The sequence below is a fragment of the Burkholderia plantarii genome (genome assembly GCF_001411805.1).
GTDB classification, from domain to species: Bacteria; Pseudomonadota; Gammaproteobacteria; order Burkholderiales; family Burkholderiaceae; genus Burkholderia; species Burkholderia plantarii.
On the sequence record NZ_CP007212.1, the window covers coordinates 3618924 to 3640211 of the forward strand.

A 21288-nucleotide genomic window follows, 5' to 3' on the forward strand; every position below is an offset into this window, starting at 1 on the left:
GGCGGCTCAATGAAACGCTTCATGCTGCGTACCGTCGACGAACGCGTTCGTGTAGGTACGGGACAAGTCGACGTGCCGCGCCATCAGGCCGGTTCCCGTCGACACCAGAACGTGCAGCACGGTGTCCGGGGCATCCCCGGGCATCGTGCCGTCCACCGAAAACGACGGCTTGGCCAGCGCGAGCGCGGCCACGTAGCCCGCGCGGTCCTTGCCGACCACCTCGGGCGGCAGCACGGCGGCGATCTGCCCGGCGTCGTGGCCGGCGATGAAGCGCAGCGCGCGCACCAGCGCGTGGACCATCCGCCCGGTCTCGTCGCGGTGCGCGAGCGCCCAGCTGCGGCGCAGGTACAGGCACGAGCCGACGTAGGTGCCGCCCAGCTGCGCGCGCGTGCCGTCCACGCCGCGCAGGTCCACCAGCACGCGCGCGGCGCCGCTCGACAGCAGGCGCGTGGCGGCCGGCTCCTCGACCATGCCGGCGTCGATCGTGCCGTGCTCGATCGCCTCGACGAAACGCGTGTCCGAGGCGAGCGGCACCACGGTGTAGTCGCCGGGCGCCACGCCGGCGCGCGTGGTCAGATAGCGCGTGAGCAGCCAGGTGGAGGCGCCGAAGCCGGTCACGCCGAGCCGGCGGCCGCGCGCGTCGTCGATCGAGCGCATCGCGGCACCGGCGGCGGGACGCGTGGACGCCAGCTCCGCGAGGCCGGCCGCGCGCACGAACACCACCACCGACAGCACGTCCTGGCCGCGGCTCTGCAGGTCGATGGTGTGATCGTAGAAGCCCACCGCGCCGTGGATCGCACCCGCGATCAGCTCGGTCGAGGTGTCGATGCCGGCCGGCACCGACAGCACGCGCACGTCGAGCCCCTCGTCGCGGAAATAGCCGAGCCGGTCGGCCAGCACGGCCGGCAGGTAGATGATCTTGGACATCCCGCCCATCATCAGCTTGATCGGTTCGGCGCCGGCCGGCGCCGCGAACGCCGCGCCGCCGGCGGCGAACGCGAGCGCCAGCACGCCGGGCCGCAGCAACCGGCCGGGATGACGAAGCAGGGAACGCATCGGGAAACTGTCTCCTTCTCGCGGTGCCGACGCCGCGCTTGTGTTCGGGAACTCCGGTCGGCCGGCGCGGCGGAAACGGGACAACGCGCCGGCGCCGCGCCAACGGTGCCCAGTATAAAAATCGGACGCCTTCTGATTGCCTTCAGCGATTCGCGAGTTTCGTCGGTATTTACCCTCGGCGGCAAGCGGCGCGCGGGCCGCCGCGTTCACGCCGGCCCGCTGCCGGCCGCTGCCGGCTGCCCTCGTTCGTCACGGGGCCGGATCGACCTTGTCGCATTCCGGCCCGCGTGCCGCGCGCGCCGCCGGCGGCGCGCTAGAATCGCCCGTACCGCCGCCCCGCCCTCGCCGCGCCTTCGCCCCTTCCGCCGATGTCGTCGATGCCCGCCCCCGCCCGTTCCACCGCGCCCCGCGACGCCGTGCGCTACGGCCTGCTCGGCGCGGCCGGCATCGAAGTGATGCAGGCGCGCTTCGAACGACATCGTTTCGCGGTACACGCCCACGACACCTGGGCCGTCTGCGCCGTGCTGCACGGCGCCAAGGACGTCTCGGCGCGCGACGCGCGGCCCGCGATCGTGGGCGCCGGCCAGCTCTACGCGCTGCCGCCCGGCGCCGCGCATGCGGGCCGCACGGTCGGCGACACGGCCTGCGAATACGCGATGCTCTACATCCCCGACGCCGAATGGCGCGCGCGCTGCGCGATGCAAGGCGTGACGCCGGACCTGCTCGCCGCGCCGCGCAGCCAGCCGGCGGCGGTGGCGCGTTTCGCGGCGTTCGCCGCGCGCCGGCTGCGGCAGCCCGCGATGGCGGCCGGCGGCGACGGCGAGTGGTCGCTGTTCTGCGAAAGCCTGCTGGCCGCGCTGAGCCCGGCCGCGGCCGGACCGTCGCTGCCGGCGGCGGCGCCCGATCCGCGCCTGCGCCGCGCCGCCGACCTGTTGCATGCGCTCGGCCACCGCAACGTGACGCTCGACGAACTCGCGCGCGAGGCGTCGCTGTCGGTGGCCGAGTTCGGCCGCCGCTTCACCGCGGCCTACGGGCTGAGCCCGCACCGCTACCAGCTCGCGCTGCGGCTGCTGGCGGCCAAGCGCCTGCTGCTCGGCGGCGGCACGCCACCCGACGTGGCGGCCGCGACCGGCTTCGCGGACCAGAGCCACCTGGGCCGCCACTTCAAGGCGATGTTCGGCTTCACGCCCGGCGCCGTCGCCCGGCGGCGCGGCGCAGGAACGTTCTAGATCGCGACGCGGCGGCGGCGGTAAGGTGCGCGGGTCTTCCACGCTCACGCATCCGCCCATGTCCGTCGATCCCGCCCTGCCCGCCGTTTCCGGCTCCGCCTTCGATCCCGATCCCGTTCCCGATATCGCCGCGCCGCGCATCGTCGCGTTCGAGCCCGGCCACGCCAACGCCGCGATCGCGCTGATCCTGCATGTCCAGAACGTCGAGGCCGGCGTCGCCATCCCGCTCGACGCGCAGCCCGAACTGCTCGACATCGCGCGTCACTTCACGGAAACGGGCGGCGGCTTCTGGGTCGCGCTCGACGCGGCCGGGCAGGTGGTCGGCACGATCGGCCTGCAGCTCAAGGCCCCCGGCGTCGCGGTGATGAAGAAATTCTTCGTCGCGGCGGCCTGGCGCGGTGCCGGCAAGGGCTGCGCGTCGCGCCTGTTCGCGGTGCTGCTCGCGCGGGCCCGGCAGCAGCGCGTGGCCACGCTGCTGCTCGACACGCCGGCCGTCGCCACGCGCTCGCATGCGTTTTACCGACGGCACGGCTTCGTCGAGATCGCCGCGCACGAGCTGCCGGTTCGCCACGACTTTCCCGACCGCGACTCGCTGCTCTTTCGGCTCGACCTGCCGCGCGGCTGATGCCCGTGCCGTCGGTGGCGGCCGGCAGCGCCCGCCCCGCCGGGCCGACGGTCGGCCCGATCCACGGGCGTCGGGCGTCGACGACCGCACCGCCGGCCAGGGATCGGCCACCATGCACCCATGCGCGCACGAGGCCGGCGTCGACCACCCGATCCGCGGGACGGCAGCGCGGTGGCGCGGCGTGGTCCGGCGATTCCCGCGTGGGCCATGACCCGACGCGCGACGGCGCCGACGAACCGGGCGCGCCCCCCGGGCACCGCCTGACGTGAGTCCACGCTGCGCCTCGCGCATTGTTGAGCCCATCTCAATTTTTCATTGAGCCCGCTTCACCGATTTAAACGCTACGATCCGCGCACCGCCTGCGGCCCTCGCGCGGGGCCGCCATCCCGTCCACCCGCGAATCGATTCGTCTCCCATGACCACCACCTCCGGCACCGTCGAGCACGACGTGGCCCGCCCTTCCGTCGCCGTCTCGCCCGCCCAGGCGCGCCGTGCCCTGCTTGCCCTCGCCGTCGGCGGCTTCGGCATCGGCACCGGCGAATTCGTGATCATGGGCCTGCTGCCCGACGCGGCGCGCGACCTCGCCATCACGATTCCGCAGGCCGGCCACCTGATCAGCATCTACGCGCTCGGCGTGGTGATCGGCGCGCCGCTGCTGGCCGTGCTCGGCGCGCGCTGGGCGCGGCGCAGCTTCCTGGTCGGGCTGATGCTGGTGTTCGCGCTCGGCAATTTGGTCAGCGCGATCGCGCCCGGCTTCGCGTCGATGGCGCTCGCGCGCTTCCTGACCGGCTTCCCGCACGGCACCTTCTTCGGCGTCGCGGCGCTGGTGGCGGCGGGCCTCGTGCCGCGCGAGCGGCGCACCCAGGCGGTGGCGCTGGTGTTCCTCGGCCTGACCGTGGCCACGCTGCTCGGCGTGCCGATCGTGGCCGCGATCGGCCAGTGGTTCGGCTGGCGCATCGCGTTCGCGATCGTCGGCGCGATCGGCCTGCTCTCGGCGCTGCTGGTGCGGCTGTGGGTGCCGTTCATGCCCGGCGACGCGCTCGCGAGCCCGCTGCGCGAACTGGGCGCGCTGCGCAGCAAGCAGGTGGTGCTCACGCTCGGCATCGGCGCGATCGGCTCGGGCGGCGTGTTCTCGGTGTTCAGCTACGTGAAGCCGACCATGACCGAACTCGCGCACCTGCCGGTCGCGCTGGTGCCGGTGGTGCTCGCGCTGTTCGGGCTCGGCATGGTGACCGGCAACCTGGCCGGCTCGCGCTTCGCCGATCGCGCGCTCGAGAAGACCATCCGCTACGTGCTGATCTGGGCCGTGGTGGTGATGGGCGCCTACACGTTCAGCTCGCATAGCGCCGTGTTCGGGCCGCTCAACGTGCTGCTGGTGGGCACCATCGTCGCGCTGGCCGCCACGCTGCAGACGCGGCTGATGGACGTGGCCGGCGACGCACAGACGCTCGCCGCCGCGCTGAACCACGCCGCGTTCAACATCGCCAACGCGCTCGGCGCGTGGCTCGGCGGCATCACGATCGACGCGGGGCTCGGCTGGTCGTCCACCGGCTGGGTCGGCAGCCTGCTCGCGCTGGCCGGGATCGGCGTCCACGCCTGGGCGCTTGCTGATCAGCGCAAGCGGCATGGGTGAGGCGCGGTTGCAGTACGACCGAAGCGCTGCCGGGGTGCGGGGACGTGCAGTCGGCGAGCGTCAGCCGCGCCCGGCGGCATCGACATCGGGCGGCCAGTAACCGGGCGGCTTCGTTCCGCCAGCTTCGTTCGACCCGCCCGGCGCACGCCACCGAGGTGCCGGGCCGGCCGCGACGCACCCCGCTCCCGCTCGTGATCGACGGCCCACGCACCGTCATCCACAGCCGCGGCTCACTATCTGGACAACCGCGACACAAATCCGACCCCTTAACCGTCGGCGCGAAGCGCGGCGCACGTCGTGATTGACTTCGGTTGAGCCGCGCTCAAGAATCTGCCGGCCGTTCGCGCCGTCCCGCGCGCTCCCGAGGAACCCCACCGTGCCGACCTACAGCCGCAACGACCTGGCGACGCTGAGCGCGTTCTCCGTCATCTGCCGCCGCAAGAGCTTCCGGCTCGCCGCCGCCGAACTCGGCGTGACCGCGTCGGCGCTGAGCCATGCGCTGCGCGGCCTCGAGGAGAAGCTCGGCGTGAAGCTGCTGAACCGCACCACGCGCGCGATCGCGCCGACCGACGCCGGCGCCGTGCTCGTCAAGGGGCTCGACGTCGGCTTCGAGCACATCGACAGCGCGCTGGCCGCGCTCTCGCAGTTCCGCAACACGCCGTCGGGCCTGATTCGCATCAACGTGCCGCGCGACGCCTCGCAGTTGCTGGTCAGCCCGGTGCTCGGCCGCTATCTGAACCGCTTTCCGAAATCGCAGCTCGAGGTGGTGGTGGACGACCATCTGGTCGACATCGTGAAGGGCGGCTTCGACGCCGGCATCCGCTACGGGCGCCGCGTGCCGCGTGACATGGTGGGGATCCCGCTCACCCCGGAGCTGGACTGGGTGCTGGCCGCCTCGCCCGACTATCTGCGCCGGAACGGCACGCCCGCGCAGCCGGCCGATTTCGCCGGCCATTCGTGCATCCGGCTGCGCATCGGCGACGAATCGGTCTACCAGTGGGAACTCGGGCGCGGCAAGCAGGCCTGCCGCGTCGACGTGCCGGGCCGCGTGATCCTCAACGACACCGACGCGGTGATCAACGCCGCGCTGGCCGCCGTCGGCATCGCCTACTGCCTGAAGCGGCGCATCGAGCCGCACCTCGCGAGCGGCCGGCTGGTGCTGGTGATGCCCGACTGGGCGCCGCCGACCGAGCCGTTCGTGATGTACTACCCGAGCCGCCGGCAGCTCTCGGCGAGCCTCGCGCAGCTCGTGCAGATGATCCGCGAGGATCACGGGCTGCCCGAATTCAAACGCTGAGCGCCGCCGTCGCGCGACGAATGCCGGTCATGCCGACGTTGAGCGCAGCTCATCGATCGCCGGTCTAGACTGGCGCTTTCGACCCGCAAAGCGAGATCCTGAGCATGAACATCGAAACCACCCGCATCGCGGGCATCGACACGCCGGTGTCGCGCATCGGCCTCGGCACCTGGGCGATCGGCGGCTGGATGTGGGGCGGCGCCGACGACCGGCAGTCGATCGCCACCGTGCGCAACGCCGTCGAGCAGGGCATCAACCTGATCGATACGGCGCCCGCCTACGGCTTCGGCCACTCGGAGTCGATCGTCGGCGAGGCGCTGGCGGGCATCCGCGACCAGGCCGTGATCGCCACCAAGGTCGCGCTCGACTGGAACGCCGACGAGAAGGTCATGCGCAATTCCAGCGTCGCGCGGATCCGCCGGGAGATCGAGGATTCGCTGCGCCGGCTGCGCACCGACCGCATCGACCTCTATCAGGTCCACTGGCCCGACCCGCTGGTGCCGTTCGACGAGACGGCCGCCGAACTCGAACGCCTGCGCCGCGACGGCAAGATCCTCGCGATCGGTGTGAGCAACTACAGCCCGGCGCAGATGGACCAGTTCGCCTCGGCCGCGCCGCTCGCCGCCGTGCAGCCGCCGTACAACCTGTTCGAGCGCGCGATCGAGGCCGACGTGCTGCCGTATGCGAAGCAGCACGGGCTGCAGGTGCTGGCCTACGGCGCGCTGTGCCGCGGCCTGCTGTCGGGGCGGATGGCGGCCGACACCCGCTTCGAGGGTGACGACCTGCGCCGCAACGATCCGAAGTTCCAGGCGCCGCGTTTCGCGCAATACCTGCGGGCGGTGGACGCGCTGGCCGAACTCGCGGGCGAACGGCACGGCAAGTCGGTGCTCGCGCTCGCGATCCGCTGGGTGCTCGACCAGGGGCCGACGATCGCGCTGTGGGGCGCGCGCAAGCCCGAACAGCTGAACGGCATTCGCGACGCATTCGGCTGGCGGCTCGACGCGCGCGACCTGGCCGACATCGACGCGATCCTCGCGCAGCACGTGACCGATCCGGTCGGGCCGGAATTCATGGCGCCGCCGCTGCGCGCGGCCTGAGCCGCGCAATCGCCGAGCGGGGGCGCCGGCCGTCGCGCACAGCGTTTGCCCACATGGCACGGTGGACAAATCCTGTGCGGCAGTCCGCAAGCTTCGCTGTGGACGTTGCTTGCCGGCGTTCCCGTCAGGCCAGCCGCGGATAACCGAGCGCCGCCGCCTCGTCCGCCATCCGCGCGATCCGGTCGTAGTCCGCCTCGGCCACCGTCTTGAAGCCGCGCAGGCGCAACGCCCGCGCGCGCGCCGGATCGGCGCTGCAGGCCACATCGAGCGCGTCGCGCAGCCAGCCGGCCTGCCGGTCGTCGAGCCGGCGCGAGGCGATCAACGGCAGCCCCGGCGCGCCCGCGCTCGCGCCAATCACGCGGATCTCGCGCAGCCGCTCGGGCAGCGCGTCGCGCAGATAGGCAAACGTCACGCAGTCGATCGCCGCGCAATCGGCATGGCCCGCCGCCAGCGCGTCGAGCGCGTTGCGATGCGAGCCGAACGCCGTGACCGAGGCAAAGAATCGCTCGCCGCGCGCGAGCGGCGCGACGGCACGGCGAAACGCGTTCATGCCGCTGTGCGAATCGTCGCCGTTGCAGGCCGCGCGCAGCCCGCGGCAGCCGGCCAGCGTGGTCGCGCCGCGCGCCTGCGCGGCGGCCGACACCACCAGCACGCTCGAATACCAGGCGCCGTCGCAACCATCGGCGTCGAAGCACGGCGTCGCGATCAGCCGCGCGACGTCGGCAATCCCGAGCATCCGGAACGGATAGCCGCAGGTCTGCGACAGCAACAGATCGGCGCAGCGCCACAGCGGCATCAGTTCGCCGAACGGCTCCTCGAGCACGCTGACCTCGCGCGTGCCGCCCCGCCGCGCGAACGCCGCGAGCGCGTCGTCGAGCAGCGCGCGCCAGAGCGCGCCATGATGCGGCGTCACGTTGTACATCGGCAGTCCGGCGATCCATCGGCTCATGCGCGGCGGCTCCTTGCTCGCGGGTTCGGAAAACGCGGCGTGACGAGGTGCCCGCCGGAACGACGGCGTCGGGTCGCGCCCGCAGCCATTCTGCGCCCGGATCGCGGCGGCCGCGTGCCTGATAAGCAAATGCGAATTCGTTGATTGGTGGCGCGCCGCCGATTCGCTAGAGTGGGCCTGGCGTCACGCCAACCGCGAGCGCGCCCGCTGCGATGCATCCGCCGCGACGCCTTCGGGGCTCGACGCGCCCGTGTGTTGCCTCACGGAACGTGCCGCCATGCCGACGGCGCGGCACCCGCCATCGACTCGCCGCCCGGCTTCCCGCCTTCCCGATATGGCCGAATATTTCGACGTAGACCACGCCAACGAGATTCGCGCGCTCGGCACCTGCTTCGCCGCGCGCACCGAGTGGCCCACCTGGCTGCTGATCGCGACGATCTACGGCGGCTGGTTCGGCGCCATGCTGCTGGTGCGCGCCGGCGCGCTGCCGTTCGCGGCGGCCGTGCCGGTCCTGGTCGTGCTGGCGGCCTGGCAGATGTCGCTGCAGCACGAGCTGCTGCACGGCCATCCCACGCGCCTCGACTGGCTGAACCGGCTGCTCGCCTATCCGCCGCTCGCGATCTGGTATCCGTACACCTGCTATCGCGACACGCATCTCGCGCACCATCGCGACGACGACCTGACCGTGCCCGGCGTGGACCCCGAAGGCAATTACCTGCCGCACGGACGATGGGCGACGCTGCCGCGCTGGCGGCGCGCGCTGTGGGTGCTGCGCAAGACCTTCCTCGGGCGGCTCGTGGTGGGGCCGCCGATGAGCGTGGCCGCCACGTTCGCCGACGCGCTGCGGCGCATCCGGCGCGGCGAACGCGCCGCGCTGCGGATGTGGGCCACGCACGGCGCCTGCGTGGCGGCGCTGCTCGCCTGGGTGCAGCTCTCGGTCGGCATCGCCTGGTGGGCCTACCTGCTCGCCGTGAGCTGGCCGGCGCTGTCGCTCGCGATGGTGCGCTCGCTGCTCGAGCATCGCGCCGCCGTCCATCCGAAGGCGCGCATCGCGATCAACGAGGCCGGCCTCGCGATGCGCCTGCTCTACCTGAACAACAACTATCACCTCGTGCATCACGATCTGCCCGGCCTGCCGTGGTTCCAGCTGCCGGCCGCGTACCGGATGCGCCGCGACGCCTATCTGGCCAAGTGCGACGGCTTCGTGATCCGGGGCGGCTATCTGGAGCTGTTGCGCCGCTACGCGTGGCGGCCGACCGATGCGCCCGAGCATCCGTTCCGGCATGCCACGGCCGCGCTCTCGACCGGCGGCGGCCGGATCGCGGTGATAGAGGGATGCTTGCAGATCAGCAGTTGAGGCGCGGGCACGAACGCATGGCGTGCCGCCGATGCTTCGTCCTCCTGAAATCCGGTATCGCGCCGCGCGCGGGCGAACGGTGCTACGCCAGTTCGAGCCGGTTGCCGCCGAGCGATTTCGCGCGGTACAGCGCGCCGTCGGCGTTGGCCAGCATGTCGGCCAGCACCAGCGCCGGCGTGGGGGCCGGCGTGCCGGCCGCGCAGTGGGCCAGGCCGATGCTGACGGTCGCCTGGATGCCGAGGCCGTCGCCGCGTTCCGCGATCGTCTCGGCGAAGCGGCGCGCGACGGCCCTGCCCAACTCGGCCGCGCGCCGCGCGTCATCGCCGGCCAGCAGCGCGGCGAACTCCTCGCCGCCGATGCGTGCGACGACGGTGGCCTCGCCCAGCACGCCGCGCACCTCGTCGGCAAACGTCTTCAGCACGTCGTCGCCGGTCTTGTGGCCGTGGCGGTCGTTGATGCGCTTGAAGTGATCGAGATCGAAGGCAAGCACGGCGAATGCCTGGCGCCCCGCCCCGGCGGCCACCACGCGCTCGCCTTCCTCGAAGAACCAGCGGCGGTTGCCGAGCCGCGTCAGGTAGTCGGTGCGCGATTCGCGCAGCAGCTCGCCGTGCGTTTCCTCGCGCACCAGCCGCAGCATCGTCATCGGCAGCACCACCGAATAGAGCACGCCCTCGTACATCGTGACCTGGCTCGCGGCCAGCACGATCGGCGGCCCGAACTCGCGCGCGAGCCACGGCAGCGCGAACGCGCGGGCGACGTAGAGCAGTGCGTGCAGCCCCGTCACCGCGACCGCGATGCGCCATGCCGGGAGCGCGCGCAGCGCCTCGTTGCGCAGCAGTTCGCGCGTGGTCATGGCACTCGCCAGCGCGATCGGAATCGCGCTCAGATAGAGCCACATGGTTTCCTGCCAGCGCGTGCCGGCCACCGCCCACGCCAGCGCCAGCGCCGCGACGAGGCCCAGCGAGACGCCGCGCCGGCGCCGGCCGTTCAGCGCCGCCACGCCGTCCAGGATCAGCAGGTAGCCGGAGACGATCACCAGGTTGCCGAGCGCCGATCCCCATGCGCCGGGCAGTCGGCCCCGCACCAGCACCACGGCGCAGCCGACCGCGAGCGTCGCGTAGCCCGCCGCGAACGTGCGCAACGCCTGACTGCGATTGGGATGGGTGCGATGCTCCCAGAACGTCATGCCGGCACTGGCAAAAAGCGTTCCGATCGCGAGGAAATAAAGGGTAAGAAGGTCGACGTGCATCACTGACGAAAAAACTCATGCCGATACCGCGCGGCAGCAGCGGCATTCTACGCCGGACGTCCGACACCGCCGCGATAGTCAAATTTCAACGCGGGCCGGAAGGCGGCGCGGCGCGCGGCAGGCGATCCCGCGCGTCGCGCGAATCGCGGCAAGTTCGGTCGCCCGGGGGCCCGCGCCGCCGCGATCGGCACGCGACCCGGCGCCGTCCCGCCCGGCGCTTCCCTCGACCCCGCCCCGCATGCCGGCCGCCACGCCGCCCGCCTCGCCCCGCCTGTCGCCCGACGATCTGACCGAACGGGTCACGCGGCTCGAGATCCGCGTGATCGGCCTGTCCGAATGCATCGTCAGCGAGGGCGTCGTGCTCGAACTCGACGACCACGACGCGCCCGGCATGCATCACATCCTGTCAGGCAGCGGGCTGCTGCACATCGCCGGCGCCGGCACGGTGCCGCTCGCGCCGCACACGCTGCAGTTCGAGGCGCCGGCAAACCGGGCCCGCATCGCGCCGCTGCGCGTGACGGGACGCGAGCACCGGCAGGTGGCCGATCCGATCAACCGGTTTCGCGCCGGCGCGAGCGACCCGATGACGGTGATGATCCGCGGCGACTTCCATGCGGCGTTCGGCGCCGCGATCGACCTGCTCGACCATCTGTCGGCGCCGATCGTCGAGCACGTCGACGCGTCGGACCGGCTCGACGTCCGCCTGCGCGCCGCCTTCGACGAACCGGCCGCGCAGGAGATCGGCGCGCGCGACGTCGGGCGCGCTGCTCAAGCAGGTGATCGCCGCACGCGGCTGACACGCGACCCGACCGCCCGGCCACGCGCCGGGCCATCCTCTTCACTCCGTCTGCACGCAAACCGTCATGGCTCGCGACATCATCCGCGTGGAACCGCTGTCCGGCTGGCTGGAACGCTGGAAGGCACCGACCGCGGCCGTCACGCGGCACGGCGATACGCTCTACGGGTCGGGCTTCCCGCCGTTCGACCCGGACCCGGGCGAGGTGCTCGGCGCGCCGATCGAAGTCCGGATCCGGCGCGTGCTCGAACAGCTGAAACCGTGCGTGGAGACGGCCGGCTCGTCGCTCGACCAGGTGCTGACGTGCAACGTCCATTGCACCTCGGCGGCGAGGTTCCGACCGTCGACGCGATCTACGCCGAGTGCTTCGGCGCGCAGCCGCCGGCGCGGATCTTCGTCAACGTGCCGGCCCGGCCGGGCCGCTTCGACATCGAGATCGACTGCATCGCGGCGGTGTGAGCGGCGCGCCCGGTCGGCGCCGCCACGCGAAGAGGCAAACGCAAACCACGAGGCCGCCGCACTGCCCGGTCAGGCACGCTCGCGCAACGCGTCCGCGCGCGCGACGCGCCGGCCGGCCGCCGCGAGCCGCCACACCGGCACGGCCACCACGATCGCGAGCCCTCCCGCCACCGACAGCGCCGCCGCGAATCCGCTCGCGAAGCTGCCCGGCGCGACCGCCGCCACGCTCGCGCGCAGCGCCCCCGGCAGCGCGCCGATCGCATGCGCCGGGTCGCCCGCGAGCAGGTCCGACATGAAGCGCGCGTCGAGCCGCGCCCGCGCCGCCGGCTCCGTGGCCAGCGCCGCGCCGAGCGCCGCGTGGGTGCGCGAGGCCAGCACCGCGCCGAGCACGCCGATCGATGTGACGATCGCCGTGAAGCGCGTGGTGGTGCTGATCCCCGAGGCCATGCCGGTGCGCTCGGGCGGCACGCAGGCCATGATCGCCTTCTGCGTGTCGCCGTTCAGCACGCCGGCGCCGAGCCCGGTCACGATCATGCCGAGCGCGACCGGCCCGTAGCCGCCGCGCGCAGCCACCAGCGCGGTCAGCAGGTTGCCCGCGCCCACCAGCGCGAGGCCGGCGGACAGCATCGCCGCGCCCGGCAGCCGGTGCGAGAGTCGCGCGCCCAGATACGGCCCGGCCACCATCGCCACCGCGAACGGCAGCATCCCCACGCCGGCCCGCACCGCCGCCCAACCGAACGCGTTCTGCAGGTAGAGCGGCAGGAACGTCATCATCACCTGCGCGCAGGCCGCGTAGCCGAACATGCCGAGCACGGCGGCCACGAAGCGCGGCTGGCCGAACAGCGCGAGGTCGATCATCGCGTGCGGCCGCCGCCGCTCGAGCCGCACGAAGCCGGCCAGCAGCAGCGCGCAGGCCGCGCCGCGCAGCAGCGTGGCGGCGCCGTGCCAGCCCTCGTCCTGCGCGCCGATCAGCGCCCAGATGCCGCTCGCGAGACCCGTGCCGAACAGCGCGCTGCCGGCCACGTCCACGCGCCCGGCGCCGGCGTTGCGCGATTCATCCACCGCGCGCCACGCGCAGCCGAGCAGCACCGCGCAGACCGGCAGGTTCAGCAGGAAGATCCAGCGCCAGCCGACCCACTGCGTGATCACGCCGCCGACGAGCGGCGCCACGGTGGTGGCGATGCCCATCGTCATGCCCCAGATCGCCCAGGCGCGCGCCCGTTCGCGCGCGTCGGGAAACGCGTGGGCGATCACGGCGAGCGCGGCGGTGAGCAGCATCGCGGCGCCCACGCCCTTGGCCGCGCGCGCGAGATTGAGGAACAGCACGCCCGGCGCGAGCCCGCAGGCGAGCGAAGCCGCCGCGAACGCGAGCAGGCCGAGCAGCATCATGCGCTTGCGGCCGTAGCGGTCGGCCAGCGCGCCCATCGGCAGCAGGCACGAGGCGAACGACACCATGTAGGCGCTGACCACCCATTCGGCGTCGGCAAAGCCGGCGTGGAACGCGCGCGCGATCGACGGCAGCGATACCGCGACGATATTGGTGTCGAGCGTGATCAGCGCGCAGGTGGCCGAGGCCGTGGCCAGCAGGAAGCCCGGCGAGCCGCGCCGGGGCCGGCCGCCGGCGCGGCTCCGCATGGCCCGCGCCGGTGCGGGATTCGTGTGGTTCGTGCTGCCCGTCATTGCCTCGCTCCTCGTATCGTGCCGGCGCCGATGGTAGCGAGGCCGCTGTTGCCGGTCGATAGCATAAGATGGCAACTTCATTCACGAATTCATTAATACCGTGAAGCTCGAACTGCGCCATCTGCGCTGCGTGCTGGCCGTCGCCGAGCACCTGCATTTCGCCCGTGCCGCCGAGGCACTCGGCATCGCGCCGCCGTCGCTGACCAAGCAGATCCAGGAGGCCGAACGGCTGCTGCAGCTGCGCCTGTTCCACCGCAGCCGCCGCTCGGTCGAGCTGACGGCGGCCGGCGCCGCCTACGTCCCCGAGGCCGCCACCGCGCTCGCGGCGCTCGCGCGCGCGCACGAACTCGGCCAGCGCGCCGAGCGCGGCGAGCTGGGCCGGATCCGGATCGGCTATGTCGGCTCGGCCGCGTTCACGGGCGTGATGCAGCAGGCCGTGATCGGCTTTCGCGCGCGGCGCCCGCAGGTGGACGTGCAGCTGGCCGAGCTGCCGATGGACGCGATCCCGGCGATGCTCGACGACGGCCGCCTCGATCTGGCCTACGTGCGCCCGCCCGTGAGCTGCCCCGACGGGATCCGGAGCGTGCGCGTCCACGCCGACGAATTCGTCGTCGCGCTGCCGGCCGCCTCGCCGCTCGCGGCGCTGCCGGCGATCGCGGCACGCCAGCTGCGCGACGCCGCGTTCACGCTGCCCGAGCAGCAGGGCGGCACCTTCGAGGTGGCGCGGCGCGGGCGCTTCACGCCGGCCATCGAGTCGCGCCCGGGCACGCTCGCCGCCGTGCTCGCGCGCGTCTCGCTCGGCGACACGGTGGCGGTGGTGCCGGGCGCCGTGTGCGATTGCATCCGGCTGCCCGGCGTGGTCTACCGGCCGCTCGCCGGCAAGCCGGTGCGCTCGGAGATCGCCTTGCTGTTCCGCCACCACGAGCGTTCGCAGGCGGTGCGCGCGTTCCTGCGCCATGCCGCTGGCGACGAGGTGCCGGTGCCGGCGGGCAAGGACGCGGCGCGCACCCGAACATCCGCGCCGGCGCCTGGGCGGCGGATCGGCTGAATGCCGAAGGCACTGGCGATCCGGTCGGTGAACCGGCTGACGAACCGGCTGACGAGGACCGACGAACCGGCTGACGAACCGGCCGATGAGCCTGCCGACGAGCCGGACGATGCGCCGACCGGCGAACGGGACCGGCGAACCAGCCGACGAACCAACCGACAAACCGCCCGATAAACCGCCCGACGCTCCGCACCGCCACGGCAACCGTCGCATCGACCCACGCACGGCCCGCGCCACCCCGATTCCCGCTTGTTCGGCGAGCGCCCGCGCGCTTATCATCGTGCCGTACCGCGGCGCCCGCGCCTGCCCCGCCGGGCGGCGAACCGGGATGCCGGACCCGCACCGCCCCACCCATGACCGAACGCCGATGCTCGCGCTCCTGTTGTTGATACCGCTTCTGGCCGGCCTGATCGCCGGCTCCCGGGACGGCGTGTTGGCCGGCCTCGCCGCCGGCGCGGTGGCGACCGTCGCCGAACTGCTGTTGCTGTCGGTGGCGGGCGTGCTGGCCCGGCGCCGCGATGCGAAGGCGGCCGCCCGCCGCGCCGCCGCCGCCGAAGACGCCGAACGCCTCGCCGCTCCCGACACCGTACCTCCCCCCACCTCCGCCAACGCGGCGATCGATGCGCACGCACCCACTCCAGCCCCGGTGCCGCCGCCCACGCCGCGCCCGATCGAAAGCCGCGCGCGCCGCCCCGACGACCGCCCGCGCCCGATCGACCTGCTGCCGAGCCCGCTCGGCAGCCGCTCCGCCTACCTTGGCGCCGACGACAGCCAGCCGCTGCCGGCCTTCCTCGGCGAACACGCGAGCTACCAGCGCATCCTGCTCGACGTCGACCTGCGCGCGACCTCGCCCGGCGCCGTCTATCGCCAGCTCTACGCGGGCCTGCGCGCGGCCTGCCTCAAGCACGTCGACATCGACGAGAACGCCGCCGAACTGCAGCCCGCGATCGCGCCGCTCGACGACCTGCCCGAGCACTTCGAGGCCCACAAGCGCGCCGACGACACGCTGTTCGTCGCGTTCCGCAGCCGCGACGCGCGCTGGGCCGGCTTCCGGCTCGGCCGCGACAGCTTCCGCTTCCCGCTCGACCGGCTCGCCGGGCTCGCGCTGAACGTCGGCATCCCGGCCAAGGGCGCGGGCGGCTACGAGATCGAGGCGGTGTTCGACCGCCCGCGCCGCGACACCGAGGCCGACGCCGACTGGCAATGGCACGGCAGCGCGTTCCAGCCCTCGCTGCCCTACGCGGACCGCCACTCGTTCGCGCTGCTCTACGCGCTGACCACGATCGCGCAGCTGTTCGACGTGCGGATCGTCTGCTCGACGTTCTCCGACTGCTGAGCGGCGCACCGCCGGGGCCGCCACCCCATCGCGTGCTTCGCCGAGCGATGCATGCGGGCGATCCGCCCACTCGCGACAACGCCATGACGGCGCCCGCTCGCGCCGCCCCCACCGCTCGTCGAATCGCCCGACCCGACCACCGGCGGCGTGCCCCGATGCCTTTGCGCACCGCACGCAGGGCGCCCCCAAAACGCAGCTCAAAACGCAGCTGAAAGCGCCCCCGCAACCCCGCCCGTCAACCCGGACCAACCGCTCCGCCGCGCCACGAAATCCGCCCCCAATTCCCCGTTCCAGCGGCGGTTGCATCCGCGTCACAGTCCACCATTTTCTGTCCCACCGTATCTCGAATTCAGGACTACACTGATCGCGTTGCGGCGCGAGGGTCTGACGATTTGCGCCGTCTGGGAGATGCCATGAATCGGCCGGTTATCCGAATCCCGCTGCGCGCCACCAGCACCGCCGTCCCGGTCTGGAAGCGCGTCAAATGGTTGCTCGTCGCGGCCGTGCTGATCGCACTGGTGGTGGTGGTGCGACTTTGTCAGATCGAATTCGCGACATCGCGATGGCAGGCGCGCTACCTGTCGAGTCTCGCGAGCGACGTCGGCTACACGATGGACGCCGGCCCCAGCGACAGCATCCGCTATCCGGCGAGCGGCCCCTACGACGTGCGCCTCGGCTATTCCCTACTGCCCGACTTCGAACGACGCCTCGCCGCGCGCGGCTACACGATCGCGGCGCAGGCGCGCGGCTCCGAGCGGCTGCTGTCGCTGGCCGACGAGGGCCTGTTCCTGCCCTACGACGAAAAGGATCAGGCCGGCCTGACGGTGCGCGACGCGCGCGGCGAGCCGATCTACGACGCCACGTTCCCGCACCGCGTCTATCAGGACTTCGATGCGATTCCGCCGCTGGTGGTGCGCTCGCTGCTGTTCATCGAGGACCGCTACCTGCTCGATCCCGACGCGCCCAACCGCAACCCGGCGATCGACTGGCGCCGCTTCGGCCGCGCGCTGTCGGACCAGGCGCTACGCTACGTGAACCACAACCAGCAGACGCCGGGCGGCAGCACGCTCGCCACCCAGATCGAGAAGTTCCGCCATTCGCCCGACGGCCGCACCGCCACGCCGCCCGAGAAGCTCCGGCAGATCGCCTCGGCCTCGGTGCGCGCCTATCTCGACGGCCCGCAGACGCTGCCGGCGCGCCGCCAGATCGTGGTGCGCTACCTGAACTCGGTGCCGCTCGCGGCGCGCGCGCGCGTGGGCGAGGTGACCGGCATCGGCGACGGCCTCGCCGCCTGGTACGGGCGCGACTTCAACGAGGTGAACCGCATCCTCGCCGCGCCGCCCACCGACGCGAACCGCGCCGAGCAGGCCGCCACCTATCGCGAGGTGCTGTCGCTGCTGATCGCGCAGCGGGCGCCCTCGTTCTTCCTCAATCGCGGCTATGCCGACCTGCAGAAGCTGACCGACAGCTACCTGCGGCTGCTGGCCAACGAAGGCGCGATCACGCCGGCGCTGCGCGACGCGGCGCTGGCCGCCAGCATCGAGCGGCACGCGCCGCCCGCGCTGCCGGCGCAGGCGTCCTACGTGGCGCGCAAGGCGATCACCTCGACGCGCTCGCGGCTGCTCGGCGCGCTCGGCCTGCAAAGCACCTACCAGCTCGACCGGCTCGATCTCGACGCCACCGTCACGCTCGACAACGCCGTGCAGCAGGCCGTGGCCGACCGGCTCGCGGCCGTGACCACGCGCGACGGCGCCAAGGCGGCCGGCCTGATCGGCCAGCAGATGCTGCGCCCCGGCGACGATCCGTCGAAGATCTCGTACAGCTTCACGCTCTACGAACGGCAGGGCGACGCGAACCTGCTGCGCGTGCAGACCGACAGCGTCGATCAGCCGTTCGACGTCAACCGCGGCGCGCGCCTGAACCTCGGCTCGACCGCGAAGCTGCGCACCGTGGTGACCTACCTGCAGATCGTCTCGCGGCTGCACGACCAGTACGCGCCGCTCTCCACCGACGAGCTGAAGCGCGTGCGGCCCGACCCGCAGGACGCGCTCACGCGCTGGTCGCTCGACTACCTGATCGCCACGCGCGACCGGTCGCTCGCGCCGATGCTCGACGCCGCGCTCGAACGCAGGTACTCGGCCTCGCCCGGCGAGACGTTCTATACCGGCGGCGGCGCGCAGACCTTCACCAACTTCGAGAAGAGCGAGAACGGCCAGATCCTGACGATCCGGCTCGCGTTCCGCAACTCGGTCAACCTCGTGTTCGTGCGGCTGATGCGCGACATCGTGCGCTACGAGATGGTGCAGACCTCGGGCGTGTCGGCGCGGTGGCTCGACGATCCGGACCTGCGCGCGCGCTATCTCGCGCAGTTCGTCGATCAGGAAAGCCGCGTGTATGTGAAGCGCTTCTACGTGAAGTACGCGGGCAAGCCGCCCGACGACGCGCTCGCGCTGATGCTCAAGACGGTGCGCAAGTCGCCGCCGAAGGTGGCCACCGTGTTGCGCAGCGTGGCGCCGGACGCGCCGCGCCCGTGGTTCGACACGCAGATGAAGACGGCGCTGAAGGGCACGCCGGCCGCCGGCCTCGCCGACGACGATCTGGCCGCGCTCTACGCGAAGTACGGCGCCGACCGCTTCAGCCTCAACGATCGCGGCTATATCGCCAGCGTGCATCCGCTCGCGCTCTGGACGCTCGCCTACCTGCGCGTGCATCCGGACGCGACGCTCGACGCCGTGCAGGGCGCGAGCCACGACGTGCGCTTCGCCTCCTACGCGTGGCTCTACAAGACCAGATACCACGCCACCCAGGACCGCCGGATCCGCCGCATGGTCGAGCTGAGCGCCTATCAGGAGATCGGCCGGTCGTGGCAGGCGCTGGGCTATCCGTTCGCGGCGCTCACGCCGTCCTACGCGGCCGCGATCGGCGCCTCGGGCGACCAGCCCGACGCGCTCGCGAAGCTGATCGGCCTCGTCACCAACGGCGGCGCGCAGGTGCCGACCGAGAGCGTCACGCAGCTCGCGTTCGCGAAGGACACGCCCTACGAAACGCACTTCGTGCATGCGGGCACCGCGCCGAAGCAGCTGCTCTCGCCCGAGATCGCGGCGGCCGTGCAGCCGATGCTGCGCGACGTGGTGCAGAACGGCACCGGCAAGCGGCTCGCGCAGGGCATGACGTTCCCCGACGGCACGACGCTCGAGGTGTTCGGCAAGACCGGTACCGGCGACCAGCGCTTCAACGTCTACGCACCCGGCGCGCGGCTGATCGAATCGCGCAAGGTGAATCGCAGCGCGACCTTCGTGTTCGGCATCGGCGACCGCTTCTTCGGCGTGCTGACGGCCAACACGCACGAGCCCTACGCGGCGCGCTACGAATACACGAGCGCGCTGGCCGTACAGCTGCTGAAATCGCTGGCCCCGGCGCTGCAGCCGCTCGTCGAGGCGCCGGCCGCGAAGCCGGCCGTGACGACGAAGGCCGCCGGCGACACCGGTGACACTGCCGGCGGCAACGCAGGAAACAGCAACGCGGCGCCGGACGCCGCCGCGACCGCCGCCGTCTCGCACGGCTGACCGGCACGCGGCACCGCTCGCGGCAGGCCGAAACGACACGCGGGGCGCCGGCTCGTCACCGGCGCCCCGCGCGCTTTGCTGCCGGTATTGGGTTCGCCGCCCGCGCCGGGCCTCGCCGCCCGCGCCGGGCCTCGCCGCCCGCGCCGGGCCTCGCCGCCCGCGTCGCTTCGCGCGCCGCGCTCAGCCGCGATGCGGCTTGCTCAGCATGATCGTCTCGAACAGCGAGTAATCGGGGTTCGGCGTCGAGTCGGCGCCGGCCGCGTGGTAGTAGCTGACCGTGATCGTGGTATTGCCGCCCGCCTCGCCCGGCTCGTAGTCGAACACGGCGATCCCGTAGCCGTTGCCGGCGTCGCGCCGCGCCGACCAGACGGCATCCTCGCGTGCATCGGCGCCGGGCCGCACGAAGGTGCCGGCGGTGGCGCCCGGCACCGGCCGGTTCGGTCTGGTGAACACCATCGCCTGCGGCTGCCCGGTGGCCGGATCGTCACCATAGGTGTCGGTCGGCGCGCTGGTGCCGCCGCCGCCGAGGATCAGGTGGATCGTGCCGTGGCGCGTGTCGAAGGTGCGGTCCTCGGGATCGGCGGTGACCACCGGCTTCGGCTGCAGCGTGTCGACCACCGAGCCCGTCGTCGCGTCCATGCCCGCATGGTGATGGCAGCCGCGCACCGGGAAGCTGCGCTCGTAATCGTGATCGTGGCCGCACAGCACGAGATCGACGCCGTAGCGGTCGAAGAGCGGCAGCCACGCCTCGCGGATGCCCTTGTCGGAGCCGTTGCCCGACTTCGACGAGCTGAGCGCGTCCTGATGCATCTGCACCACGATCCAGTCGATCGACGCGTCGTGCGAGGCGTGCCGCAGCGTCTGTTCGAGCCAGCGCGTCTGCTCGCCCTGGCTGTAGCCGCGCACGTAGAACGAGGTGCCCGGCGGCACCGGCGCATGGCCGGTGCTGGCGGCCGGTACGAGCGGCGCGGGGCCGGCCACGAAGGCCGCGCCGTCCTGGTAGACCACGTCGTCGGCGTCGAGCGAGACGAACTGCACGGCGCCCACGCGGAACGTGTACCAGCGGCCCGGGAAACGCGTGCCGTTGCCGGGCAGCACGTAGCGCGCGAGATACGAATCGAGCCCCTGCGGGCCGTTGTGGAATTCGATCTCGTGATTGCCGGGGCACGGCATCCACGGGCGGTTCGCCGAGGACAGCTGGTTGTTGTTGCCGAAGTCGCGCCAGACGTCGGGCTGGTGCGCGGGATTCAGGTTCGCGTAGCAGAGGTCGCCGTTGAGCAGGTGGAACAGCGGCTGGAAGCGCTCCACCGCCTGCACCGCGAAGCGGCTCTGCGGCGACGACAGCACCCAGCCCGTGTTCGGCGTGGCCAGATCGCCGTAGCTGGTCCAGCGAAACGGCGCGCGTCCGCGCGGCGCGGTGCGGAAGCTCGCGGCGAACGGCTGCGCGGCGTTGGTGTCGTTGTCGGCGGTGACTTCGTAGCCGTACCGCGAGTCGGCCCGCAACCCGAGCAGGCGCGCGTGATAGGTACACACCACCGCGCCGTTCAGGCCGTCGGTATAGGTACGCTGCACGGCATGCACCGTGAACGGCCGGCCGGCGTCGCCCGACACGCGCACGCGCGGGTTCGCGGCCGGCGCGAGCGAGGCCCACGAGATCGTCACCTCGGACGACGGATCGTCGCCCCAGGTCAGGTGGATCTGTTCCGGCGTGCCGTCGGGCACGGTGGCGGCCGCGCGCGCGGCGCCGAGGCCGCTCGCGGTCGCGAGGCCGGACACGCCGGCCAGCTTCAGGAAACCGCGGCGCGAAACGGCTGCGTGCTGCGACGCATGCGGGCCGGCGGACGGTGCTTCGGGGGGAGTCTGTTTCGACATCGGCTGGCTCCGATCTTCTGTCTTATCGATCGCACGGCC

Annotated in this window: 15 protein-coding genes and 1 pseudogene; 11 read left to right on the forward strand and 5 right to left on the reverse strand. The window is 72.5% G+C overall.

Translation table 11 applies throughout. The features are described from left to right. Positions 1-6: 6 nt before the first annotated feature. Positions 7-1056 (reverse strand): ABC transporter substrate-binding protein, encoded by a 1050-nt coding sequence (locus bpln_RS15515; RefSeq protein WP_055139222.1) that lies wholly within the window; start codon positions 1054-1056, stop codon positions 7-9. Positions 1057-1433: 377 nt separating this feature from the next. Between bpln_RS15515 and bpln_RS15520 the strand changes: the two genes are divergently transcribed. From bpln_RS15520 to bpln_RS15540, 5 genes are all read left to right on the forward strand, one after another. Continuing rightward, entirely contained in the window at positions 1434-2285 is an 852-nt protein-coding gene (locus tag bpln_RS15520; RefSeq protein WP_055139555.1) for an AraC family transcriptional regulator, read from the forward strand. A gap of 58 nt (positions 2286-2343) precedes the next feature. After that, positions 2344-2910, forward strand: a complete 567-nt coding sequence (locus bpln_RS15525; RefSeq protein ID WP_080937240.1) for a GNAT family N-acetyltransferase — start codon at positions 2344-2346, stop codon at positions 2908-2910. A gap of 415 nt (positions 2911-3325) precedes the next feature. Then, positions 3326-4543 (forward strand): MFS transporter, encoded by a 1218-nt coding sequence (locus bpln_RS15530; RefSeq protein ID WP_042625934.1) that lies wholly within the window; start codon positions 3326-3328, stop codon positions 4541-4543. Between the two features lie 376 nt (positions 4544-4919). Further along, the gene (locus bpln_RS15535) at positions 4920-5840 is read left to right on the forward strand and encodes a LysR family transcriptional regulator (RefSeq protein WP_055139223.1); all 921 of its coding nucleotides are present in this window, start codon (positions 4920-4922) and stop codon (positions 5838-5840) included. Between the two features lie 104 nt (positions 5841-5944). Continuing rightward, positions 5945-6937 carry an aldo/keto reductase gene (locus tag bpln_RS15540; RefSeq protein WP_055139224.1) on the forward strand — a complete coding sequence of 331 codons (993 nt, stop codon included), beginning with the start codon at positions 5945-5947 and terminating at the stop codon, positions 6935-6937. Positions 6938-7061: 124 nt separating this feature from the next. Here the strand turns inward: bpln_RS15540 and bpln_RS15545 are convergent, their stop codons facing one another. Continuing rightward, on the reverse strand, positions 7062-7886 hold the full coding sequence (locus bpln_RS15545) for a phosphate/phosphite/phosphonate ABC transporter substrate-binding protein (RefSeq protein WP_055139225.1): 825 nt from the start codon (positions 7884-7886) through the stop codon (positions 7062-7064). A 334-nt stretch (positions 7887-8220) separates the two neighbouring features. Between bpln_RS15545 and bpln_RS15550 the strand changes: the two genes are divergently transcribed. Then, the gene (locus bpln_RS15550; RefSeq protein ID WP_055139226.1) at positions 8221-9243 is read left to right on the forward strand and encodes a fatty acid desaturase; all 1023 of its coding nucleotides are present in this window, start codon (positions 8221-8223) and stop codon (positions 9241-9243) included. 82 nt (positions 9244-9325) lie between these two features. Here the strand turns inward: bpln_RS15550 and bpln_RS15555 are convergent, their stop codons facing one another. Further along, positions 9326-10492 carry a GGDEF domain-containing protein gene (locus bpln_RS15555; RefSeq protein WP_042625939.1) on the reverse strand — a complete coding sequence of 389 codons (1167 nt, stop codon included), beginning with the start codon at positions 10490-10492 and terminating at the stop codon, positions 9326-9328. Positions 10493-11355: 863 nt separating this feature from the next. Here bpln_RS15555 and bpln_RS37785 point away from each other — a divergent pair. Further along, positions 11356-11568, forward strand: a pseudogene (locus bpln_RS37785) (RidA family protein); the annotation flags it as partial. Between the two features lie 248 nt (positions 11569-11816). Here bpln_RS37785 and bpln_RS15575 read toward each other — a convergent pair. Beyond that, on the reverse strand, positions 11817-13427 hold the full coding sequence (locus bpln_RS15575; RefSeq protein WP_420807341.1) for an MFS transporter: 1611 nt from the start codon (positions 13425-13427) through the stop codon (positions 11817-11819). A 100-nt stretch (positions 13428-13527) separates the two neighbouring features. On the opposite strand from bpln_RS15575, the gene bpln_RS15580 reads away from it, so the two are divergent. The 4 genes from bpln_RS15580 (at position 13528) to bpln_RS15590 (ending at position 19377) form a co-directional block, all read left to right on the forward strand. Continuing rightward, complete coding sequence (locus bpln_RS15580; RefSeq protein WP_082465300.1) at positions 13528-14475, forward strand: LysR family transcriptional regulator; 948 nt, start codon at positions 13528-13530, stop codon at positions 14473-14475. Then, positions 14476-14649, forward strand: coding sequence for a hypothetical protein (locus bpln_RS36725; protein ID WP_158512039.1), 174 nt, complete (start codon positions 14476-14478; stop codon positions 14647-14649). A 193-nt stretch (positions 14650-14842) separates the two neighbouring features. Beyond that, positions 14843-15811: a hypothetical protein gene (locus bpln_RS15585; RefSeq protein WP_042625942.1), complete on the forward strand. Its 969-nt coding sequence runs from the start codon at positions 14843-14845 to the stop codon at positions 15809-15811. Between the two features lie 413 nt (positions 15812-16224). Next, a complete protein-coding gene (locus tag bpln_RS15590) occupies positions 16225-19377 on the forward strand; it encodes a transglycosylase domain-containing protein (protein ID WP_055139229.1) in 3153 nt (1050 codons plus the stop codon). Between the two features lie 180 nt (positions 19378-19557). On the opposite strand, the gene bpln_RS15595 is transcribed toward bpln_RS15590, so the two are convergent. Next, entirely contained in the window at positions 19558-21249 is a 1692-nt protein-coding gene (locus bpln_RS15595) for a purple acid phosphatase family protein (RefSeq protein ID WP_055139230.1), read from the reverse strand. Positions 21250-21288: the final 39 nt, after the last annotated feature.